General features: G+C 53.4%; 14 protein-coding genes. 3 read left to right on the top strand and 11 right to left on the bottom strand.

Translation table 11 applies throughout. The features are described 5' to 3' along the window. Positions 1 to 167: 167 nt before the first annotated feature. Together ACG2XO_RS09740 and ACG2XO_RS09735 are read left to right on the top strand one after the other, a co-directional pair. A complete protein-coding gene (locus tag ACG2XO_RS09740) occupies positions 168 to 3,203 on the top strand; it encodes a PAS domain S-box protein (protein ID WP_410497784.1) in 3,036 nt (1,011 codons plus the stop codon). Next, positions 3,200 to 4,225, top strand: coding sequence for a two-component system response regulator (locus ACG2XO_RS09735; protein WP_410497783.1), 1,026 nt, complete (start codon positions 3,200 to 3,202; stop codon positions 4,223 to 4,225). The genes ACG2XO_RS09740 and ACG2XO_RS09735 overlap by 4 nt, the downstream gene beginning before the upstream one ends. 48 nt (positions 4,226 to 4,273) lie before the next feature. Here ACG2XO_RS09735 and ACG2XO_RS09730 read toward each other — a convergent pair whose 3' ends face one another. From ACG2XO_RS09730 to ACG2XO_RS09680, 11 genes are all read right to left on the bottom strand, one after another. Further along, positions 4,274 to 5,638 (bottom strand): PepSY-associated TM helix domain-containing protein, encoded by a 1,365-nt coding sequence (locus ACG2XO_RS09730; RefSeq protein WP_410497782.1) that lies wholly within the window; start codon positions 5,636 to 5,638, stop codon positions 4,274 to 4,276. A 209-nt stretch (positions 5,639 to 5,847) separates the two neighbouring features. Beyond that, the gene (locus ACG2XO_RS09725) at positions 5,848 to 6,165 is read right to left on the bottom strand and encodes a hypothetical protein (protein WP_410497781.1); all 318 of its coding nucleotides are present in this window, start codon (positions 6,163 to 6,165) and stop codon (positions 5,848 to 5,850) included. 154 nt (positions 6,166 to 6,319) lie between these two features. Further along, positions 6,320 to 7,222 carry a transporter gene (locus ACG2XO_RS09720; RefSeq protein ID WP_410500250.1) on the bottom strand — a complete coding sequence of 301 codons (903 nt, stop codon included), beginning with the start codon at positions 7,220 to 7,222 and terminating at the stop codon, positions 6,320 to 6,322. Between the two features lie 23 nt (positions 7,223 to 7,245). Beyond that, entirely contained in the window at positions 7,246 to 8,295 is a 1,050-nt protein-coding gene (locus tag ACG2XO_RS09715) for an aldo/keto reductase (RefSeq protein WP_410497780.1), read from the bottom strand. Continuing rightward, entirely contained in the window at positions 8,292 to 9,221 is a 930-nt protein-coding gene (locus tag ACG2XO_RS09710) for a TraB/GumN family protein (protein ID WP_410497779.1), read from the bottom strand. The genes ACG2XO_RS09715 and ACG2XO_RS09710 overlap by 4 nt, the downstream gene beginning before the upstream one ends. A 428-nt stretch (positions 9,222 to 9,649) precedes the next feature. Continuing rightward, on the bottom strand, positions 9,650 to 10,651 hold the full coding sequence (locus tag ACG2XO_RS09705) for a nucleoid-associated protein (protein ID WP_410497778.1): 1,002 nt from the start codon (positions 10,649 to 10,651) through the stop codon (positions 9,650 to 9,652). 219 nt (positions 10,652 to 10,870) lie between these two features. Next, positions 10,871 to 11,350, bottom strand: a complete 480-nt coding sequence (locus tag ACG2XO_RS09700; RefSeq protein WP_410497777.1) for a hypothetical protein — start codon at positions 11,348 to 11,350, stop codon at positions 10,871 to 10,873. A gap of 39 nt (positions 11,351 to 11,389) precedes the next feature. Continuing rightward, on the bottom strand, positions 11,390 to 11,845 hold the full coding sequence (locus tag ACG2XO_RS09695; RefSeq protein WP_410497776.1) for a GNAT family N-acetyltransferase: 456 nt from the start codon (positions 11,843 to 11,845) through the stop codon (positions 11,390 to 11,392). Positions 11,846 to 11,848: 3 nt separating this feature from the next. Beyond that, the gene (tldD, locus tag ACG2XO_RS09690) at positions 11,849 to 13,300 is read right to left on the bottom strand and encodes a metalloprotease TldD (RefSeq protein WP_410497775.1); all 1,452 of its coding nucleotides are present in this window, start codon (positions 13,298 to 13,300) and stop codon (positions 11,849 to 11,851) included. Between the two features lie 75 nt (positions 13,301 to 13,375). After that, complete coding sequence (locus ACG2XO_RS09685; protein ID WP_410497774.1) at positions 13,376 to 14,206, bottom strand: carbon-nitrogen hydrolase family protein; 831 nt, start codon at positions 14,204 to 14,206, stop codon at positions 13,376 to 13,378. 75 nt (positions 14,207 to 14,281) lie between these two features. Then, on the bottom strand, positions 14,282 to 18,232 hold the full coding sequence (locus ACG2XO_RS09680; protein ID WP_410497773.1) for a YhdP family protein: 3,951 nt from the start codon (positions 18,230 to 18,232) through the stop codon (positions 14,282 to 14,284). Positions 18,233 to 18,324: 92 nt separating this feature from the next. On the opposite strand from ACG2XO_RS09680, the gene glnE reads away from it, so the two are divergent. Continuing rightward, a complete protein-coding gene (gene glnE, locus ACG2XO_RS09675; protein WP_410497772.1) occupies positions 18,325 to 21,021 on the top strand; it encodes a bifunctional [glutamate--ammonia ligase]-adenylyl-L-tyrosine phosphorylase/[glutamate--ammonia-ligase] adenylyltransferase in 2,697 nt (898 codons plus the stop codon). The last annotated feature ends 48 nt before the right edge of the window (positions 21,022 to 21,069 follow it).

The following is a 21,069-nucleotide window of genomic DNA, read 5'->3' as shown; positions in this document are numbered from 1 at the left end:
CCGGAATAACGAAATGAGGGTTGCTGAAGTGACTACCTAATCAGATTGTATTTTGAGAGGCCAAAATAACCGACCACACCATCCGCTACACCTTGCTGACTTGAAAAGCAGTCAAAAATTGTCTGAGATGACATCTACTGCACGTTTATCTTCAGCAAGGAAATGCAATGAAGACCACCCCGCGCTCCAGCATTAGTGCCGTAGGTACCATCACGATTGATGAGCACGGGCTGATTTGTTCGTTTGATGCCGTGTCCGAGCGCATTTTTGGCTACGCGCAAGCCGACGTTTTGAGTCGTAATGTGTCCATGCTGATGCCCGCCCCCTATCAAAGCGAGCATGACCAGTATCTGGGGCGATACCGGCAAGAAGGTGCTCCGCGCATTATTGGTCAGGGGCGCGAAGTCATGGGGCAGCATCGCGATGGGCATAGTTTTCCCATCTGGCTGGCCGTCAACGAAGTTCGTCTGGGTGGTGAGCGTGTTTTTGTCGGCTCCATCGTTGAGTTGTCCGAACAAAAAAGCATCGAATCCGATCTGCTGCAAAGCCAAGAAACGATGCGGGCCATTCTGGCAACGGCGATTAATCCAATTATTACGATCAATGCCAAAGGGATAGTCTGTTCATTCAATCCGGCGGCCGAGCAATTGTTTGCTTATGCCAGCAATGAGGTGCTGGGACAAAACGTCAAGATTCTGATGCCGCAGCCTTATCACGCCGAACACGATGGTTATTTGTCGCGTTATTTGCGCGAAGGCCAACCGCATGTGATTGGCAAAGGACGCGAAGTTGTCGGTCGCAAAAAAGACGGCTCGACTTTTCCTATGCATTTGTCGGTGGGGCAAATGGACGTCAGCGGCGAATCAATGTTTGTCGGCATTATCGTCGATATCTCCGAACGCAAGGCTGCAGAAGCCGAGCTGGCCAATAGCCTGGAAACCACCCGAGCGATTCTGGCGACGGTCATCAACCCGATCATCACCATCGATGCCGTGGGCCAGGTCTGTTCACTCAACCCGGCCGCCGAAACCCTGTTCGGCTATGCACGCGAGGAAGTATTGGGGCAGAACGTCAAACTGATCATGCCCGAACCGTATCGCGGCGAACATGATGGCTATCTGTCGCGCTATTTGCACGAAGGCAATCCGCATGTGATTGGTAAAGGCCGCGAAGTGGTCGGGCGCAAGAAAGATGGTTCTACTTTTCCTATGCATCTTTCAGTCGGGCGCATGGAGGTCGGTGGTGAGCCGATGTTTGTCGGCATTATTGTCGACATCACCGAGCGAAAAAATGCCGAAGCCGAACTGATGCAGCACCGGGATAGGCTGGCTGAGATGGTGGCCAGCGCGACGGCCGAACTTCAGCAGGCCAAAGAAGATGCCGAAGCGGGCGCCAAGACCAAATCGGCATTTCTGGCCAATATGAGCCATGAAATTCGCACACCGATGAATGCCATTATCGGATTTGCCGACGTTGTGCTGCAGGATGAAACATTGAGTGAAGCGACACGTGCTCACGTCAAAACCATTCTGCGTGCCTCACGCTCGTTACTGGGCATCATTAACGATGTACTGGATATTTCAAAGCTGGACAGTGGCAAATTTACGCTGGAAGAAATCCCGTTTCATTTACCAAATGTATTGCGCGATCTTCAGCTCACGATAGAACACCAGTTGAACGAAAAAGGCCTGCAATATCACTGTCAGATGGCCGGCAATATCCCGACCAAAGTATTGGGCGACCCGACACGACTACGACAAGTTCTGCTGAATCTGCTGGGTAATGCGATCAAATTTACCGATAACGGCGAAATTCGCTTGCAAATCAAAATGACGGATCAACAAGATTGCTTGCAATTTTCAATCAGCGACACCGGCATTGGCATGACTGAAAAACAGTTGGCCAAAGTATTTGATGCTTTTTCGCAAGCCGATGCCAGCACGACGAGAAACTTTGGCGGGACGGGTCTGGGAACCACAATCAGCAAGCAGATTGTCGAGCAAATGCAGGGCAGTATCTGGGCTGAAAGTAACTGGAAAGAAGGATCAACTTTTCATTTCACAGCCAGACTGCCAGCAGTCGATTTACAACTACGCTGCTTTAATGAAGATGATATTTCGGTCAACGAGGCTTACATTTCACCTCGTCTCTTTAATGTGCTGGTTGCAGAAGATCTGGAAACCAACGCTTCACTGGCACTATTGCGAATTTCACAGCAAGGTCACCGGGTTGACTGGGTGAAAAATGGGCGTGAAGCCTTGCAGGCCGTGATGCGTGGTGGCTATGAGATTGTCCTGATGGATGTCATGATGCCGGAAATGGATGGGCTCGAAGCCACTCGCCGAATTCGTTCTTTTGAAATGCTCAATGGCAAGTCGCCGATTCCCATCATCGCACTCACCGCCAGCGTGCTGCGCGAAGATCATCTGCGTTGCCTTGAAGCAGGAATGGATCGGGTCGAAGGCAAACCGATTGATTTCAACGTGCTGTTTCGTACCATGGAAGAGATTGCGCCGGCGAATCTGGGCACCTCTCGCGATGAGCATGCAGAAGTCATGCTGCCGATCAGTGCGTCGGCAGAAAAAGAATTTGTCGAACTGGCCGACATCGCCAACCTGAGCAAAGCACTCGCAGTCTGGCAAGATCCGCAAGTCTATGAAGATGCGCTGCAATTATTCGCTCGCCAGCAAGCAAATACGATATCAACGCTGCAATCAGCTCTAACACAAAGCCCGCCCGATTATATGGGGGCTTACAAACTGCTGCACGCGCTCAAAGGCATGTCTGGCAATTTGCACCTGACCCGCCTTTTTAATCTGGTCTGTCAGCTCGATGCACAAATCAAACCCTTATTGGCACAGGCCGAACCCGGCGAAGATGCATACGATCCACGAACGCTGGCCGAGCTGGAGCAGGCAATGCACCAGGCTCTCAAGGCCATCGAATCGCAAGCTTTACGCGAGCAAAATGAAGAGCAACTCGCTTGCTATGATGCCGAACAGGTTCGCCGATTAATGAATCAGTTACAACACGAGCTGGCTCAACTTAACCCGGATACGGTCGAGCCTTTGATCAAGGATTTACGCAAATACTTGCCAGCAGAACAGGTCGCGCCGCTATGGCACCTGCTTGAATCCTTCGATTTTAATGCCGCACAAGAGCACCTGACTTCATTGGGTGAAACTTTGGGACTGACACCATGAAAAAAATACTCGTTGTTGATGACGAACCCAATAATCTTCAGGTGTTGCGGCAAATATTACGCAGCCATTTCCAGCTTTATTTTGCAACCGATGGCCAGAAGGCACTGGAAGCGGCAACACGACATCGACCCGACATGATTTTGCTCGATATCATGATGCCGGGCATGGATGGGTATGAAGTTTGCGCCAAGCTCAAACAGCAAATTGAAACCTGTGACATCCCGGTGATTTTCATCACCGCAATGTGCGAATACGAAGACGAGGCACGCGGTTTTGATGTGGGCGCTGTCGACTATATTCAAAAACCCATTTCAGGCCCTATCGTTCTGCGTCGGGTGCAAACCCATTTATCGCTGGTACGAGCCAGAACGCTGGAAGACAGCCAGCGTGAAACGATCTATATGATGGGCATGGCCGGGCACTACAACGACAATGACACGGGTCTGCATATCTGGCGTATGGCCGCTTACTGCGGCATTTTGGCGCGTGCAATTGGCTGGGACGAAGAAATGGCCGAACGTATCGAACTGGCCGCTCCGATGCACGATACCGGCAAGATCGGGATTCCCGACAATATCCTTAAAGCGCCAAGACAGCTTGATCGCGATGAGTGGGAAATCATGAAAACCCATGCCCGGATTGGACAAATGATATTGAGCCGTGGTCATTCAGCCTTGTTTGCCATGGCCGCCGAAATTGCGCTGACGCATCACGAAAAGTGGGATGGAAGCGGTTACCCGCAAGGACTGGTTGGCAAACAAATTCCAGAATCCGGCCGCATTGTGGCCTTGGCCGACGTGTTTGATGCCTTGACCAGCAAACGCCCCTACAAGCAGGCCTGGAGCATTGATGCTGCGGTGACGGAGATTCAGCGCAACGCAGGAACGCATTTTGACCCGCAACTGGTTGAGACCTTTATTGCCAATTTGGACCGTATCATTTTGCTCAAAAATAAATGGGAAGAAAGCGATATTGCCAAAACCGGCGAGCCGGAGATGATTGGAGTCCCTCCTTCGACCTAAGCTCACCGGATAGGCAGAAAGAGGGCTCGATTGATCAAAATGACACGTTCAACTTGCCGCGACCTTACTCCAACGCTTGAGCACAGCCCAATCGAGCAGCATCAGCACAATGATAGACGCGAGCACCGTCGGCAAAAACAAGGCCATGCCGACCAGCACAGCAAGGCCCTTTTTCCAGCGCAGAATACTGAGGGGTGTTTTCGGGGCCCCCAGCTCGCCAGTCGGGCGGCGTTTCCACCACATCACGATGCCGGTAATACACGTCATCATCAGCATCAAGCACACTGACAGCATCAGCAATTGATTGGCAAGACCGAACAATTTGCCCTCATGAATCGAAATCCCATATTCCACCGTTTTGGGGATCAAACCGTAATCGGCATAAGCAATTTTTGCCAGCACACGCCCCGAGTATTGATCGACATGATAAGTGCGCTGCAAGGCAGGATCATCAACTAAAGCCGCCAGTGTATAAACGCCGGTATCCCCTTTTGGCGCGGTGATCGTATACGCCGCGAGCAGTCCCAGTTTGACGGCCAGTGTTTCTACCTGCGCCAGCGTGAAACGAGGGTTTACCACGCCTGCAGAGGCTGCCTGATGGTGGGCATGTGCATCACTTTCTGGCAGAGGCACTGGCTCAAGCGCCCACGGCACGGTTTTATCCAAGGTCGTATTCAACACGCGAGCTGACTGAGTGGATGCTGGTGGTTGATCCCATAAATGGACTGGATACTGTCCCCAGACATTGGCGAATTTCTCCCCCCAGAATCCGGTCCAGGGCAAACCGGTGAGCAACAAAAATAGCAGTAGCACCGATGACCAGAATCCACCGACGACGTGCAAGTCGCGCCAGAAAACACGTTTCCCCGCTCGCAAGCGGGGCAGAAAAACACCCCAGCGTCCCTGTTTCCTCGGCCACCACATGTAAAGGCCAGAAATGACCAGTAGCACGGCCCAGCTCGCCGACAATTCAACCAGCAAATCGCCCCAAGTCCCCATCATCAGCTCGCCATGCAGCAAGACTGCAGCGCCCTGCAAAGTCCAATCCGGATCTTGTACGCCCAGAATCACATTGCGATAAGGATCAACAAAGACAGTCCGTGACGCACCATCGGCCAAAGCAATTTGAAACTGGGCGCTGCGATCAGTCGCAGGCGGCGGAAGGTATTTTTTCAACGTCATGGCAGGATATTGCGCCGCAATCCCGGCCTGCATCGCATCAGCACTGACGCGATGTTGAGCAGGCCTTACTTGCATCAGGTGGGGGTACATCAACGCATCAAGCTGGGGTTTGAATAAGTAGATACTGCCGGTGATGGCCAGCATCAGCATGACGGGAATGACCAGCAAACCGGCATAGAAATGCCAGCGCCAGACCAGCGCATAAAAGCGGGGTGTAGCAGAAACAGACATGAGATCTCCAGCGCCCTGCAGGGCAGCTTTAATATATTGCGCGTCAACCATCGCACGGCCGGAGAGACAGGAAAACCGCCAGCGTTATGCTGAGCAGCCGAACACGGCATCAGGGCAGATGGTTGACAATTGAATCGCGCTTTAACAAACCTGATCAGCAAATTCAGCCTGTCAGGCAAAAGCACAGAACAAAGGGTATAGCTCTGTGATTAAGCTAATTCAATGGGTGGCGCATGACTCCTGGGGAGGGTATATATGGGAGTCGGGATAAAGAAACCATCGTTCCACCTCAGTCGGAGCAAACCGGGATCCGCATGAACAGAAGGCAAAACCACCAGCGCGGGCTGTAGCGTCAGATAAAGGTTGGCACTCGCAATGCACACCGGGCATTGCATCATGCTTTTGACAACAGGAACGTGCTGCTCTGCTGGCGAGGTTTTTTGTTTAACGCTACACAGCGTCAGCGAAACTAGCCCCGGATCGGCACGCGATGGCAAGGCATGCGCAAACGGCAATAGCAATTGCATGCAGAGCGCCAAAATGGCAATGCATACACTGTTTGCAGTTCGGAATTGGCGTAATCGCATGAAAACTTTTCAAGTAAAATTGAGTCTCATTCTACGCAAGGAATGAGACTGATGGCTTGGCAAGTGGGAGCATGAGCCAAAAGACCCTCAGGTCTTATAGCCCGCCACCCCAGCGGTACATATACAAGAGACCAAACAGGTCAAAATCGGTACCGCGCCGGGTGACCAGGCCGTTGGAGCCGTAAATTTTCAAGGAATTGTTTTTATTGATCGGCAGCGACAGCGTCGCACCCAGCCGCCAGTTATCGCTCTGATTATCTGATGAAACGCCGTTGACGAAAGTATCGCCACCATGATCATAGGCGCTGCTCAGACTGAACCAGATACCATTACTGAAATGATAGGTCCCATGCAATTGCGCGGTATAAATCGGGTCTTGTTTCAGCGTTTTACCACCAAAATAGTCATCATTCCGGCTGAAAAAAAACGCCGCAGCAGACAGCTCCAGCGTGAAATCGCCCATGGCCTTGGAAACGCCGATTTCGGGTTTAACAAACCAGCGGTTATTGCCCAGATTGACCAGCTTGCTTGAATCATATTGCCCCAGCGGTGCTGACAACTGAACGCTGGCACCGACAATCAGATCTTGCTGATAGCTGCGAAAATCCGGCAATGACAGCGCTGGCGCACCATACAGATTGACCGATAAACGCATCAGCGGGTCGTTAAAACCGGCCACATTCCGCTCGCGTGGCTGCCCGGCGACCATCGCAGTTCCCGACAAATGCGAATAAGGCAAAATCGCGTCAAACTTGGCCGATTTGCCCCACACATCAAGCGTACGCGCATAAGCCAGCACTTCGGTATTGACTTTCAGCTGCGAATCTTTCAAAGGCGACGCGGCCGAATTGGCCAGCGCACCATCGGAATAAATTGCACCGGCGACGAAGAAATTGACGTCAACCGGCGCATTGGCATAAGCCCTGGGCTCAATTTCACCACCCCACGCAGGCATCATCAGCGATGCGGCACATCCCAACAAGACATTACGGAGCATACCCAAGCTATTGACTCCCACTCTCACTGCGCTGGACTTGGGCAGTTGCGGTGAATTTCTTCTATCTGCTGCAAAATGTCGTCGCTCAATATCAAATTGTGTGCAGCGATATTTTCGCTCAGTTGCGCCAGTGTCGTCGCGCCGATGATCGTGCTGGCGACATACCAGCGGCTATCTAGCCAAGCAAGCGCCATTTGTGCGCAACTCAAGCCGTAGCCCTTGGCCAGCTGGTGATAGGCGGCAACGGCCAGCGGAACTTGCGGTTTAAGGTAGCGAGCGCCGAAATTGCTAAACCGCGTCATCCGCCCGTCACAAGTCGGGTTTTCAACATATTTGCCCGATAACAGACCAAAAGCCAGCGGACTATACGCGAGCAGGCTGATTTGTTCGCGATGGCAAGTTTCAGCCAGACCCGATTCATAACTGCGGTTAATCAGATTGCAGACATTCTGGATACTCCGGATCAGCGGCAGTTGTTCGCGCTCGGCGATTTTGATGAACTCCGACACGCCCCACGAAGTTTCATTCGATAGACCTATCTGGCGCACTTTGCCAGCGCGAACCAGCGCATCGAGCGCGGCAAGCTGCTCGTAGACATCGGGTGTATATTCAGGCTCTTGCGCAGGATCGTAATAGCTCTGGCCAAACATCGGCACATGGCGCGCCGGCCAGTGCAGCTGATACAGATCAAGGTAATCGGTGTTCAGCCGTTTCAGGCTCTCTTCGCAAGCAGCAATGATTTGTTCGCGGGTAAATTGCGGACCACCGCGTATCCACGCCATGCCGCGATTGGGGCCTGAAACCTTACTCGCGATCACGAGCTGATCCCGCGACTGCTTCTTCAACCAGTTTTTTAGCCAGCTGCCGACGTATTGCTCGGTCAGCCCCTGAGTTTCGGCCTTCGCCGGAACCGGATACATTTCGGCGGTATCGATGAAATTAATTCCCTGCCCGACTGCATAATCAAGTTGGGCATGCGCATCGGCTTCGGAGTTCTGCTCGCCAAAAGTCATTGTTCCAAGACAGATCCGCGATACCCGCAAATCACTACGACCAAGCTGGACATATTTCATTTTGCTTCAGCCTTGCCAGCCTGCACAGGCGACACGGTATAACCGGCAGCACGCAAGGCGACGAGCAAGCCGTCGCTGCCACTCAGTTGATCTGCACCCACGGTAAAAAAGACTTCACCTTTGCTCAAGGCCGGTTTCAGGCGTTCGACAATGACTTTATTGCGCTGATTTTTGAACTCGGTACGCCAAGTGTTAAACCAGGCTTGCTCAGTCTTGGGTAGCGCAATTTTTTCAATTTGTGCCATTGGTGCAATCGGTTCGATATCGGATGCCAGATAGGCCTGCATGTTTTCTTTATGCGCAGCTTGTAAAGCAGGCTGATTGCCAATCATGCCATCAATCAAGGCAAGCTGATGATTGACAGGAATTTTTTGAAAAGGAGCAAGCTGCTGCTCAATGCTTTCGATCGCAAAATAAGGTTTATTGGTTTCGGTGGCATATTGGAAAACATATTCATCCATCGGAATGTTTTCTTTGCCGTCGCTATCCTTGCCTTGCGCCGGTGTAAACAACAGCATCACCGCAGCCCAGGATTGCAGTTTAGCCGCGACTTTTTCCGGGTAACCGCGGGCGGCTAGCAAGGGCAGCAATTTTCCGTAACGTTCATCCCCCAGCGCGGCTTTCAATCCCGGCTCCTTGCTCAGCATGGCCTGAGCCAGCTGAATCGATGAATTCATGTCGTTGTAATATTCAGTACCGATGTATTTGGACTGCTGCAAAGCAGGTTCAACTTCCGGCTTGAATTCAACATTGTGCCCATCCGGCGTATTCACCGTCGCCAACACCCACGACGGAGCACTTTTGGTATTTTCAATTTTCCATAATACGGCCTTGGTATTGGCCGGTTTTTCTGCATTAGCCGAACAAGCAAACAGCAGTGCCGCCGATAAAACCACAGCAATTGCAGAACTGAGACGTGCAAACATGTAGGTCAACCTTGTGCAATGAATTATTGAAAGTTTTGTTAGGCTCTGTTGACGTTTGGTTTACGGTCGCGCTTGTGCGATTTTTGTGACGAATCAAGGCATTGGCTGCGATACATAGTCATTCTATGTGAGCAGGCAATAACGTAGAGTCGTCACAAAAAGCGCCCAGCCCGGAGGGTTTGGCTGTTTTTGGCCTGACACTGCGTTGCAAAACCTTCACATAGAATGACTATGCATCAGGCTTTGCGCCTTGTTTCAGGCCAAAACCAGCACAAACGCGACTCGCAAACCAAACGTCAACAGAGCCTAGTGTTTAAGCAAAAGTTCCCACACTTCGTTACTTTGCCTCGCCGTACGATTTGTACTGATCTTCGGCTTTGTGCCTTGCGTGGAAACTTTTGCACAGTCGCTTAGTATAACGCGGTGCTTTATTGAGATAGCAGCGCTTTTTTCAAATCATCCGGAATATTCGACAGCACCAGCGTATCGCTGTGTTTGTCATAAATTACCGCACCGCTGCGTAAGCTGGCACGATCAAATTCGAGCTTCCATTGCGGGCCGTTGGCCTTGAAACGCATCAGCGGTTTGATCGCGCGACGATCAGGGACAAAGCCGTCATTAATGCCCAGGTCTTCGCTTTGCAAAGCAGTTTGCAGCTGGGCTGGCGCTTCAGGAAAAACCTGCTCGGCAACCGAAGCGAGATCGACTTCGCCCTGCCCGTCGCCCAAGGCATCCAGATAACTATGTGCACGCTGGAATAATTGATCGCGCTCGTTGCCGCCAATAGACTGCTCATTGGCAAACGCTTCCAGCCCTTTGACCAGCTTTTGCGTTTCTTTCAGTGGCGTATGCACGTCATTGCAGCCGAGGAATAATTTGAAATACGCTGCGACATCACCACGACCACGCAGGAAGCTGACATAGCGCTCGCCGCCAGCTTGCCAGCTACCCAGATCAATCCGACCGGCAACGCGCAAATGATCCATATCGAGATGGATGCTGTCAGCGACATTCATGTCATCAGTCATCGCGGTGCCAATCACCTCAGAGATCAGCGCGACGAACAGAAATTGCATCGCCGGGTTGCTGACCTGGGCGATCAGCACATAGCCGCCGCTGGCAAGTGGCTCGGCTTCGGCGCGAGTTTGCAATTCGGCCATCATTTGCTGTGACAAGGTGAGAAAATCGATGCTTTGCTCGCCAGCGTAGCGACGAATCAGCTGCGGCATTGCGTAGCCTGCGTCATCGGCTTCAAATTTGCCAAAGCCCTTGCCATTGCGCGTGCCATACAATTCACACAAATGATCGATCAGACGTTGCGAAGCCGCGTTAACAGCAAGCGGAGCTGCGCCGAGTGCAACACGAGCCGGGCCATTGGGCTCTTTGTGCAACTGGTGGACAATCAGATGTTCAATGGTATTTTGCGTCATGGGTCGGTCAGCTTAAATCAACAGACCGCCATTTTCCCACCCTTTGCGCCTGCTTAGCCAGTATTCTGCGTAAGTGCTAAACCAAAAGTCTGGCCTGAGGCCACGGCCTACGCTAAGTCTGCAAGCAGCCAAGCTCCGTCACGTCATGCATCGTTGCTTCGCCTCGCCGTACTACTTGTACTGGCATCGCAAGCGCCTTGCTTGAAAACATTTGTTCATCTACTTGTCAGCAGCCTGTTCCTGCTCAATCGCCTGTTTGAGCACCTGATAGCAGTCTTCAATATGCGAGTTACCCAAATAACGCATTGCGCCATAGCTGACGCCAGCGGCCAGTGCCGTACCCAGCAGCGGAATCAATTTGGCGGCCTGCTTGGAGACCATACGCACACCGACACGTTTAAGCGCGAGAATAATCAGCTCTTTGCTTGCATAGCGGCCTATCATCGAGCTGCCCAGTGAAGAAATAATCACCCACAAACGCTGCCGGGTTTGATCATCAAGCTGCGCCACATCGTGTTCTGTCAGACCAAATTTCTGATTAATCTGCTCGATCAACCTCGTCATCAGCGCCACATCAGCGCCGACGTCCAGACCGGGAAGCGGAATCGTCGCCGTTGCGGCCGAAATCCATGAGCGTTGATTGACCAAAGTGCGGCATTCCTGTCGAATCACTTCCAGCTCGGTCAGCGTCATTTTCAAGGTGTAGCCTCCTTTCACCAACGATCTGCATAATCATCCTTACTGCCGCAAAGCACCCCGCGCCATCGGCACATACCGGATTCCGGTTTCACTGAGCTGCTCGGCACCCGTCGGCATAAAACCATAGCGCATATACGCGGTAACGCTATTGCTGCTGGCCTGCACCGAAATCAGCCTTTGCACTGCATCAGCCTGCCGGATCAGCGCACGGCCAACGCCACGGCTTTGGAACTCGGGCAAAACAAACAGCAAGGAAATATGTTCACCCGAGCGTACCTGTAAAACACCGACGATGGTGTGCTGGATCAGCGCAATATAGGTGACGCCGCCAGCAATATCGCGAGCACGCATTTCACAGGCACGCGCAATCTGTGCAAAGCTTTCTATGCCGGTCGCGCTCTGATAATGGGCTGCCAGATGGTTGAACGACGCCCAGACGACTTCAGCCGCCTGCTCGTATTCGGTCGCTAAAATCGGTCTGATTTCGAGCGCCACGGTTTAGCCCGCCGTACCGCCAACGGTCAAGCCGCCGTCAATCCTCAGCGTCGGCTGCCCTACGCCAACCGGTACGCTTTGACCGTCCTTACCGCAAGTACCGACGCCCGAATCAAGCGACATGTCATTGCCTATCATCGATACGCGCTTTAAGACATCCGGGCCACTACCGATCAGCGTAGCGCCTTTGACCGGATAGAGCAGCTTGCCGTTTTCGACGTACCAGGCTTCGGACGCCGAAAAAACAAACTTGCCATTGGTAATATCAACCTGACCGCCGCCAAAATTGACCGCATACAGACCGCGCTCAATCGACGCAATAATTTCCGCCGGATCTTTATCGCCGTTTTCCATCAGCGTATTGGTCATCCGCGGCATCGTGATATGCGCGTAGCTCTCGCGTCGGCCATTGCCGGTCGTTGGCATTCCCATCAAACGTGCATTCAGGCTGTCTTGCAGATAGCCGCGCAAAATGCCGTCTTCGATCAAGACGGTACGCTGAGTCGGATTACCTTCGTCGTCGATATTAAGCGAGCCGCGCCGATCTGCGATCGTGCCGTCGTCAACGACAGTCACACCTTTGGCTGCGACGCGCTGGCCGATTTTGCCAGCAAACGCGCTCGAACCTTTGCGGTTGAAATCACCCTCCAAACCATGACCAATCGCCTCATGCAGCAGAATGCCGGGCCAGCCGCTACCGAGCACCACGGTCATTTCTCCGGCCGGTGCCGGGCGGGCATCCAGATTGAGCACCGCCTGATCGACCGCGCGTTTGGCATAATCAAGCAGTACTGTTTCAGTGAAATAAGCGTAATCAAAACGGCCACCGCCACCAGCGCTGCCTTGCTCGCGCTGGCCATTGGCTTCAACGATCACATTGATCGACAGCCGGCACAACGGTCGCACATCGGCGGCACGGTGGCCGTCGTGACGCGCGATATAAATCACTTCGTATTCGCTGGCTAAACTGGCCATCACCTGCACCACGCGCGGGTTGAGCGAGCGGGCGATCTGCTCGACTTTTTCCAGCAAAGCGACTTTAGCCGCTTCGTCCAGACTCGCCAGTGGATCAACTGGGGTATAGAGCTGAAGCCCATTATTTTTACTGACTTGCGAAGCAATACCCTGCCCACCTTGTCGGCCAATCGCTCGCGTTGCGTGCGCCGCATCGTTCAGCGCAGCCAGACTGATATCGTCCGAATAGGCAAAAGCGGTTTTTTCGCCGCTGATCGCGCGAACGCCAACACCCTGATCAATATTGAAACTGCCCGATTTGACAATGCCCTCGTCCAGACTCCACGCCTCGGAGCGGCTGTATTGGAAATACAAATCGGCATAGTCGATCTCGTGCGTCAGTATCCGGGCAAAGACGCTATTAATCGCCTGATCGTCAAGACTGAATGGCGTCAGCAAATGCTGTTCGGCGACAGCAAAATGATCCAAAGATGCACTCATGGTTTTACCTGTAAATTTTGATGGTTGTTCCTGACTGGTGATCTATCTCAGCTTGCATCAGGTTATTTTTAACTATTAAAACACACGATGCTTCAGCGCTGGCAATATCGTTCTGACCCGTTGCAACTGACTGGCTTTGAGTTCGGCCAGCGCCAGACCTTCACCCTCGGGCAAGACGTCGAGCACGGCGCCCCATGGATCAATCAGCATACTGTGACCAAACGTGCTGCGGCCATTCGGATGCGTTCCACCCTGACCTGAAGCCACAACAAAACACTGGTTTTCAATCGCCCGTGCGCGCAGCAGGACTTCCCAGTGCGCGCGCCCCGTCGTCGCGGTAAATGCCGCCGGCAAGACCCAGATATCGACTTCGCCAATATGATCGAGCGCGCGAAACAATTCGGGAAAACGCAGGTCGTAACACACCGCCAAGCCGACGCGGCCAAAGGGCGTGTCAAACGCGACCGGCAAAGTGCCGGGTTTGATCGTATCGGACTCCTGAAAACACTCGTCGCCATTGCGCAGGCCAAACAAATGCACTTTGTCGTAACGCGCAACGCATAGGCCGTCCGGATTAAAAGCCAGACAGCTATTCATGACCTTGTCGGTCTGATCCGATTGCAAAGGAATCGTTCCACCGACCAGCCAGATCTGATGCTCGCGCGCCATGCGCGATAAAAACGTCTGTAATGGTGCCGCCGGATTGATCACGCCATCCGCAAAAGCTTCCTGATGCGTCAGCTTGTCCTTGTCACTCTGCCCCATGATTGCGAAATATTCGGGCAAAACAATCAGGCGCGCCCCCCGGCTGGCCGCTTCGGCAATCAATCGCTCTGCATTGGTCAGATTGGCCGCGACGTCCGGCCCCGAAATCATTTGAATCGCACAGGCTTGTATCGTTTCCATATACCCACCCAATGTATTTTATTGCAGACCAATATCAATAATAGCCACAACAATATACCCATATTAAAATCAAGGTTATTTTGTCAAAGCGTTTTCAGGTTTGATTCCTATTTTTTTGATTTTAGGGTCATTCATGCTGCCCTCGATCAAAAATTCATAGGCAACCAGCTCACCCAGTGGGTTATCCATCACCGTCTGCGCGGCCAGTGCGGCCAATCCGGCGATTGGATTAACCACGCCAACGCCGAGCGCCACGGCACCACCGATGCTAGGCACAATCCGCACGCGTAAATTCTGCGTTTCCGATACAAAATTGGCCTCACCGGTAAAATTGATTTTGGCCGCTGGGCCGTTGATTTTCAGATTGCTAGTACGCGCAACACCTTGCTCGACGACGGCGTTGCCGACGATTTCATCAAATTGCAAACCGTCGCTAAAAACATCGCTAAAATCGAGCTTCAAACGGCGCGGCAAAGCCTGCAGACTCAAAATAGACACCAGCCGACCGGCGCCGGCATCGAGCTTGCTAAACTGCCCTGCCCCGACGTGCAACTCGGCTTTACCACTGACCGTCGCCCAGTTGGCCGCCCACGGCGAGCCTTGCCACTGGCCATCGCCGCTAAATTGCAACGGCGCTCCTTTCATTGCTTCAGGATAACCCAGCCGTTTGAGCAAGCGCCCCAGATTGGGCGAATTGATATTCACCTTGGCCTGGGTCTGCTCAAGCCCTGCTTCTTTGAACCATTGCCCATCCAGCGCGATCAGGCCATCGGCATTGCGCACGCTCAACTCGTCGAAATCAAGCCCCCGGCTTTGCGGTTTGCTGCGAATGGTTAAAGTTCCCAGCTCGATATTCTTGAAGCGAAAGTCCTGCGCGACCAGATTCAGCGCGGGCAGATTCAGCCAGCTTTCAATGCCGTCGACTTGTGGCGGACCCGATTGTTCTTGCGAAGCAAATTTACTGCTGCTTTCGTCGGCGCGCTTGAATGGCAGCCAGAGCTTGCCAAGCTGGGCATTAACCTGGTTATTGGCCGATTGCCACTGAATATCACCGCTGACTTGCTGGCTGGTGAAACTGGCCTGGGCGCCTTTTTCATTGAGTGCGCCAGACAGGCGCACATCGTTAAACAAATTGCCACCGGCATTGAGCAAATCAAAACTCAGCTGCGAAACAGTCAGATTCGGCATCGTCAGCTTGTTCCCGGTTTTGGGCTGGCTTTGCGATTGCAAATGCAGCCATTGCGCCAGCTCGAGTTTCGGCCAACGACCGCTCAGCTGAATCCCTTTGGTATCGAGTACCAGCGAGCCGGGTTTGGCGGGCGCATCGTTGTCGCTCCCCAGCACCAGCTTGCCGCGCAAGGCCGCCGTGTCGGCCGGCAACAGGAAGCCGCCTTGCAAGGCTTTGCCATAAGTAAAATCCAGCCGTGGCACGCCGTTTTCACTGGCTACGTTTCCACTGCTTATGCGAATCCGCAAAGGCCGCGCCTGATTGGCTGCTTTGCCCAGTGGTGCAGGCAAGGCCAGTTGAGCCCCCTGCAAATCGGAAGACACATTGAGCGCAAAGCTTTTCTGGTTGACCTGCAAAGCAGCCTGAAACGGCGTACTCCCCTTAGTCCAGCTGCTCAATACCGGCAGATAATGCCCCATGGTCTGCGCCAGATCAGCCTGTCCTTTCAATTGCAAGAGTAAATCACCTTTGGCATCGGTCTCGCCTTGCAAAGCGACATGACCACCCAACGCTCTGGCCGTGGCCGGCAAAACTTTCATTCCCGACTCGGTAAAGCTGACCGCACCTCTGGCTTGTTCCAGCAGGGGTATTGCCCCACCAAAGGCTAATTGATTAGCCTCAAAAGCATATACCCCATTTATTTTTGTTTTATCAACATCGGCCACCGGAATATCGAGCTGCAAATCGAGCTTGCCGTCACCTTGTGCCTTGAGTCCATCCAGAAAGCCTTTAGTCGCCAGCCTCACCGGGCTGTTATTGACGTAATTGAGAAAGTCAGCGGTTTTGCCCTGCACCTTGCCATCAACCAGCACATGCTGCTGGTGCTCCAGATCAGGAATCGTTACTTTGACATCGTGCAACTTCGTTCCGCTAATCTGGCCGCGCTGCGCATCGACGGTTAGTGCCATGCCGTCAATCGTGAGCTGGCCGTCAACGTCGGTAATCGGTGGCCAATCATCGCCGTAATTGATCGTCACGCCTCTGGCTTGGGTCTTGATCGTAAATTGCCCGGCTTTAGCCGCCGCGCTGCCTTTCGAATATGGAAACTGTGCCACATCGCCGCGCCAGATCAGTTGCCCCCGATGCGCCTCTCCGGCCAGCAAGCCCCCTTTAAGCCAGAGCAAAACTTCGTCGGTCAACACACGCGGCAGATAGGCAAAAACCCGGTTAGCCGCGAAGTGCTCAATATCGGCAGTCAGGTCAACTTGTCCGAGATTTTTCCCGCCCGGCCAGACATAACGTCCCTGCGCCGTTAACGCCAGCTCGGGGCTGAGCATTTTCAAGCCATCGAGATTGAAGACCCAGCCCTGCTTGGCATCCCGCTGCCAATCAATCCGGGTTTGCAACTGACTAAAGCGCATGACATCGAGAAACTGAGCTGGATAAACCAGCGCGACATTCTGCCCCGCTAGTTTTAATCGCCCTCCCTTGGGTGCCAGTTGCAAATCCAGATCAAGCCCCTTGAGTGCGGGCCAGTCGGCCAGATTCTGCCAACCGAACCCACTCAGTTCGGCTTCGACGCCCAAATCATCCAGTGACGGCGGTTTGGCCTTGGCGTCGAATGGCCACATTCCACCCCATGCCAGACTGAGTTTGTTCATTTCGCCCTGAAAGTGAGTTTGGCGATAATTCGCCAATGCGGCAGGCAATAAATGGCTGTAGGCATTCAAGCCCGCCAGTTGCCAGCGGCGGGCGGTGAGAGTCTGTGAAGTCGGTGAACTCAGGTATTCGAGCTCGCAATCACGACACAGTTCGCCGCCAGCACCGCCAATCCGCTCGGCCTTCACTTGCAGGCGACGCTGCTGCGCCAGATCGCTCCAGAAAATCCGGCCCACAAATAAGGGCAGTTGCAACTTGCCCTGTGGCAGCCTGATTTGCCAGTTGTTCAAACGCAAATCGGCATCAATCCCTTCGAGCTTGCCCTCAGCCAGAACCAGCTTCAAACCCAGCGCGCCCTGCCCCGAATCGATCTGCAAGTTCGGCAGAATACTCGACAGCCATGGCGCAAGCTGGCTTAAATCAGCCTGTGGCAAATCAAATCTCAGCCAGCCCGACCAGAGCGAGAAATCATTGACATCATCCCCACTGAGCTTGGCGTCGAGTTTGACCTGCTTGCCCGCCATCTGAGTCGGCGTAAATTGCAGCTGGGCATGGTGTGTATCGAACCAGTTGCTGACATGAAGCGCGACATCATCAGCACTCAAGGCAGGAAACTCACCGCGTTGATCGTTTAAGCGCAAACGGCCACGTTTGATCGTCAGCTCACCCTGATCGAGCAGCCAATTCAAAACCTGCCCGTTATTCTGATTGCTCTGGCGCTGATCAAGCACAATGCCGGCCACCTGCCATTGCCCGTTTGCCAGTCGACGGATATCGAGCTCGGGCGAGTCGAGCAATAAATGGCGGAAACGGATTTGCCCCAGAAACAAATGCCCCCACGACAATGAGCCTTGCAGACGCGAAAATTCCAGCGCAGCGTGCTGTTGGTCGAGGGTTTTGTGATCAAAGGTCTTATTGTCAAACAGTTGAAACTGCAGCAAAGCCAACTGGGGGTGAATCCCCCGCCAGCCGCCTTCGAGCGCACCAACCCGAACCGGAGCTCCGATTTTCTGGCTCAACTGCTGCTCGATCCAGGGCTTGTATTGCGGCAGCTTGGGAACCAGCCAGAATTGCCAGCCCAGCGCGCAGATCACCAACAGCAGGACAACAGCCAAGCCCAGCCGCTTGAGCCACCTGAGATGCCACTGTGTAATACGTGGAGCCAGTGTTTTAAACTGACGCAATAGAGCCAATGACATCTAAATTCCGGAGAAAACACATTCGAAGTAATTCGAGCTGTGTTACGGTTACAGGGTGTGGTTTTGCCCATTTTAACCCGAAATCCGACGATATGACCGATCCTCATCCCGCAACAAATACCCAGCTGGCTGCGCCGCAGCAGCATAGTCGCTACCTGCAACGGCTATTTTTGTGCCGTCCCGAATTGGCACAGCACATTGCATCAACTGCGGAGCGTGCTTTCAGCCGTGTAGAAATGGAGAGCTACCTGCAAGACAACCCAGCCAGCAGCGACGAAACGCTGGCTTTGTCTTTGCGCCAATTGCGCCAGCAGGTCATGGCGCGGCTGATTGTTCGCGAAATTAACGGCAGCTCGGATTTGCTTGAGGCGATGCACACCGTCAGCGATCTGGCCGAAGTCGCCATCAGTGCGGCGCTGGCCTGGGTCAGCCAGCCCGACGAGCGTTACGGCGTTCCCATCGGCGAGGAAAGCGGAACAGAACAGCAATTGATCGTCGTCGGCATGGGTAAACTCGGTGGACGCGAGCTCAATGTCTCGTCCGATATCGACCTGATATTTATTTATCCCGAAGACGGTGAAACCAATGGTCGACGAAAAATCAGCAATCATGAGTATTTCGTCAATATTGGCAAACGCCTGATCCGGCTGATCGGCGACACCGATGCGAACGGTTTTGTTTTCCGCGTCGATATGCGCTTGCGCCCGTTTGGCGACTCGGGCCCGCTGGTGACCAGCTTTGCCGCGCTGGAAAACTATCTGCTGACGCAAGGGCGAGAGTGGGAGCGCTATGCGTGGATCAAGGGACGTGCGCTGACGGGTGACGAGGCAGGAATCAATGGCCTGATGGAACTGGTCACCCCCTTTGTTTATCGCAAATACCTCGACTACGGTGCGTATCAATCAATGCGCGAGTTGCACAGCCAGATCCGCCGCGAAGTCGAGCGCAAAGATAGGCTCGATAATATCAAGCTGGGGCCTGGCGGCATTCGCGAAATCGAATTTATCGGCCAGGTGTTCCAGCTGATTCGGGGTGGCCGCAATAAAATCCTGCGTTCACGTGCAACACAGCAAATCCTGCAACAGCTGGCCGAGCTGGGCAATCTGCCTGTCGACGCCGTTGACGAGCTGCAAGCCGCGTATATTTTTCTGCGCAATGTCGAACACCGGATCATGTATCTGGACGACGCACAAACGCAAATGCTGCCGACCTCGCCCGAAGATCAGCACAGACTGGCGCTGAGCATGGGATTTACCGACTGGAGTAAATTCAGGCTGGCGCTGGATGCGCACCGGGAAAAAGTCTCGCATCAGTTCGAAGCAGTTTTTCTGCAATCCGATCAAAATACCCCCGATGGGAATAGCCGCGAAGAGCAGATTGATGCTTTCTCAGAAGGCAATACCCCCTATTACTCACAACTTGGTTATGCTCACCCCGAGGAAATCGAACGCAAATTGTCCGCAATACAGGACAGCAGCAAATACCGGCAAATGCCTGATCGCTGCCGCCGTCGGCTCGATGCGATTTTGCCCAGCCTGATTAGCATCACCGCCGAGTTTGATAATCCCGATGCGACGCTGATGCGGCTGCTCGAGCTGCTTGACAGCATTGGCCGGCGCGAATCGTATCTGGCACTGCTGGCCGAGCACCCGCAAACACTCAAGCGCCTGGCCAGCCTGTACAGCGCCAGCCCGTGGGTGTCCGAATACCTGACGCGTCACCCGATTCTGCTCGACGAATTGCTCGATGTGCGGCTGCTGCATCAGGCTCCTGACTGGAGCAAACTCGGCCGACTATTGCGCGAGCAAATGCAAGAGCATGTGGACGATGTCGAGGCCAGAATGGACTGCCTGCGGCACTTTCAGCATTCGCAGATTTTCCGGCTGGTATCGCAAGATCTGGCCGGATTGCTGCCACTGGAAAAACTGTCCGATCATTTATCCGATCTGGCCGACTTGATTCTGAATGTTGCACTTGAACAAGCCTGGCTCGACCTGCCGAACAAGCACCGACCCGACCATCAGTTTGCCATCGTCGGTTATGGCAAGCTCGGCGGCAAAGAGCTGGGGTTTGCCTCCGATCTCGATATCGTTTATCTGTTTGAGGACGATCACCCGAATGCCGCCGATATTTACTCGCGACTCGCCAAACGCATCGTCAACTGGCTCACATCGATGACTTCGGCCGGGCAGTTGTACGATATTGATCTGCGACTGCGCCCCAATGGTTCGTCCGGACTACTGGTTTCAACAGTAGAGGCTTTTGATGAATACCAGCACCAATCCGCCTGGGTCTGGGAGCATCAGGCTCTGACGCGGGCGCGTTATTGCGCTGGTGACAAACAGGTCGGGCAGCGTTTCGAGCAGATCCGGCATGACATTTTGTGTCGCCCGCGCGATCTGGCCGAGCTGCAAATCGAAGTGCTGAAAATGCGCAATAAAATGCTCGAAACGCACCCGGCGATCACGACCGATGTCAAACACTTGCGCGGTGGGATTGTCGATATCGAATTTATCGTGCAATTTCTGATTCTGGCGCATTCGCGCAATCTTCCCGAGCTAACGGCCAATTCGGGCAATATTGCGCTACTCGATGTAGCAGCACAAAACCGGCTGATCCCGGTGCATAGCGCCGAACACGCCAGAACGACGTACCGTGAATTACGCCGTCTGCAGCATCGCCATCGGCTAACCGGTCAGGCGCTAACTCCAGAAATGATTGCGCCATGGCAGATTGATATTGCTGCGGTACAGGTACTGTGGGACAGTTTATTTACCCAAGCGCAGTAAAAAATAACGGCGCATCAAGCGCCGTTATTTTTTGGGATTCATTTTGAA

It is taken from the genome of Chitinibacter sp. S2-10 (genome assembly GCF_046530675.1).
Lineage (GTDB): Bacteria > Pseudomonadota > Gammaproteobacteria > Burkholderiales > Chitinibacteraceae > Chitinibacter.
Note: the sequence above shows the minus strand (reverse complement) of the source record. Positions and strands in the feature narration are given on the sequence as shown.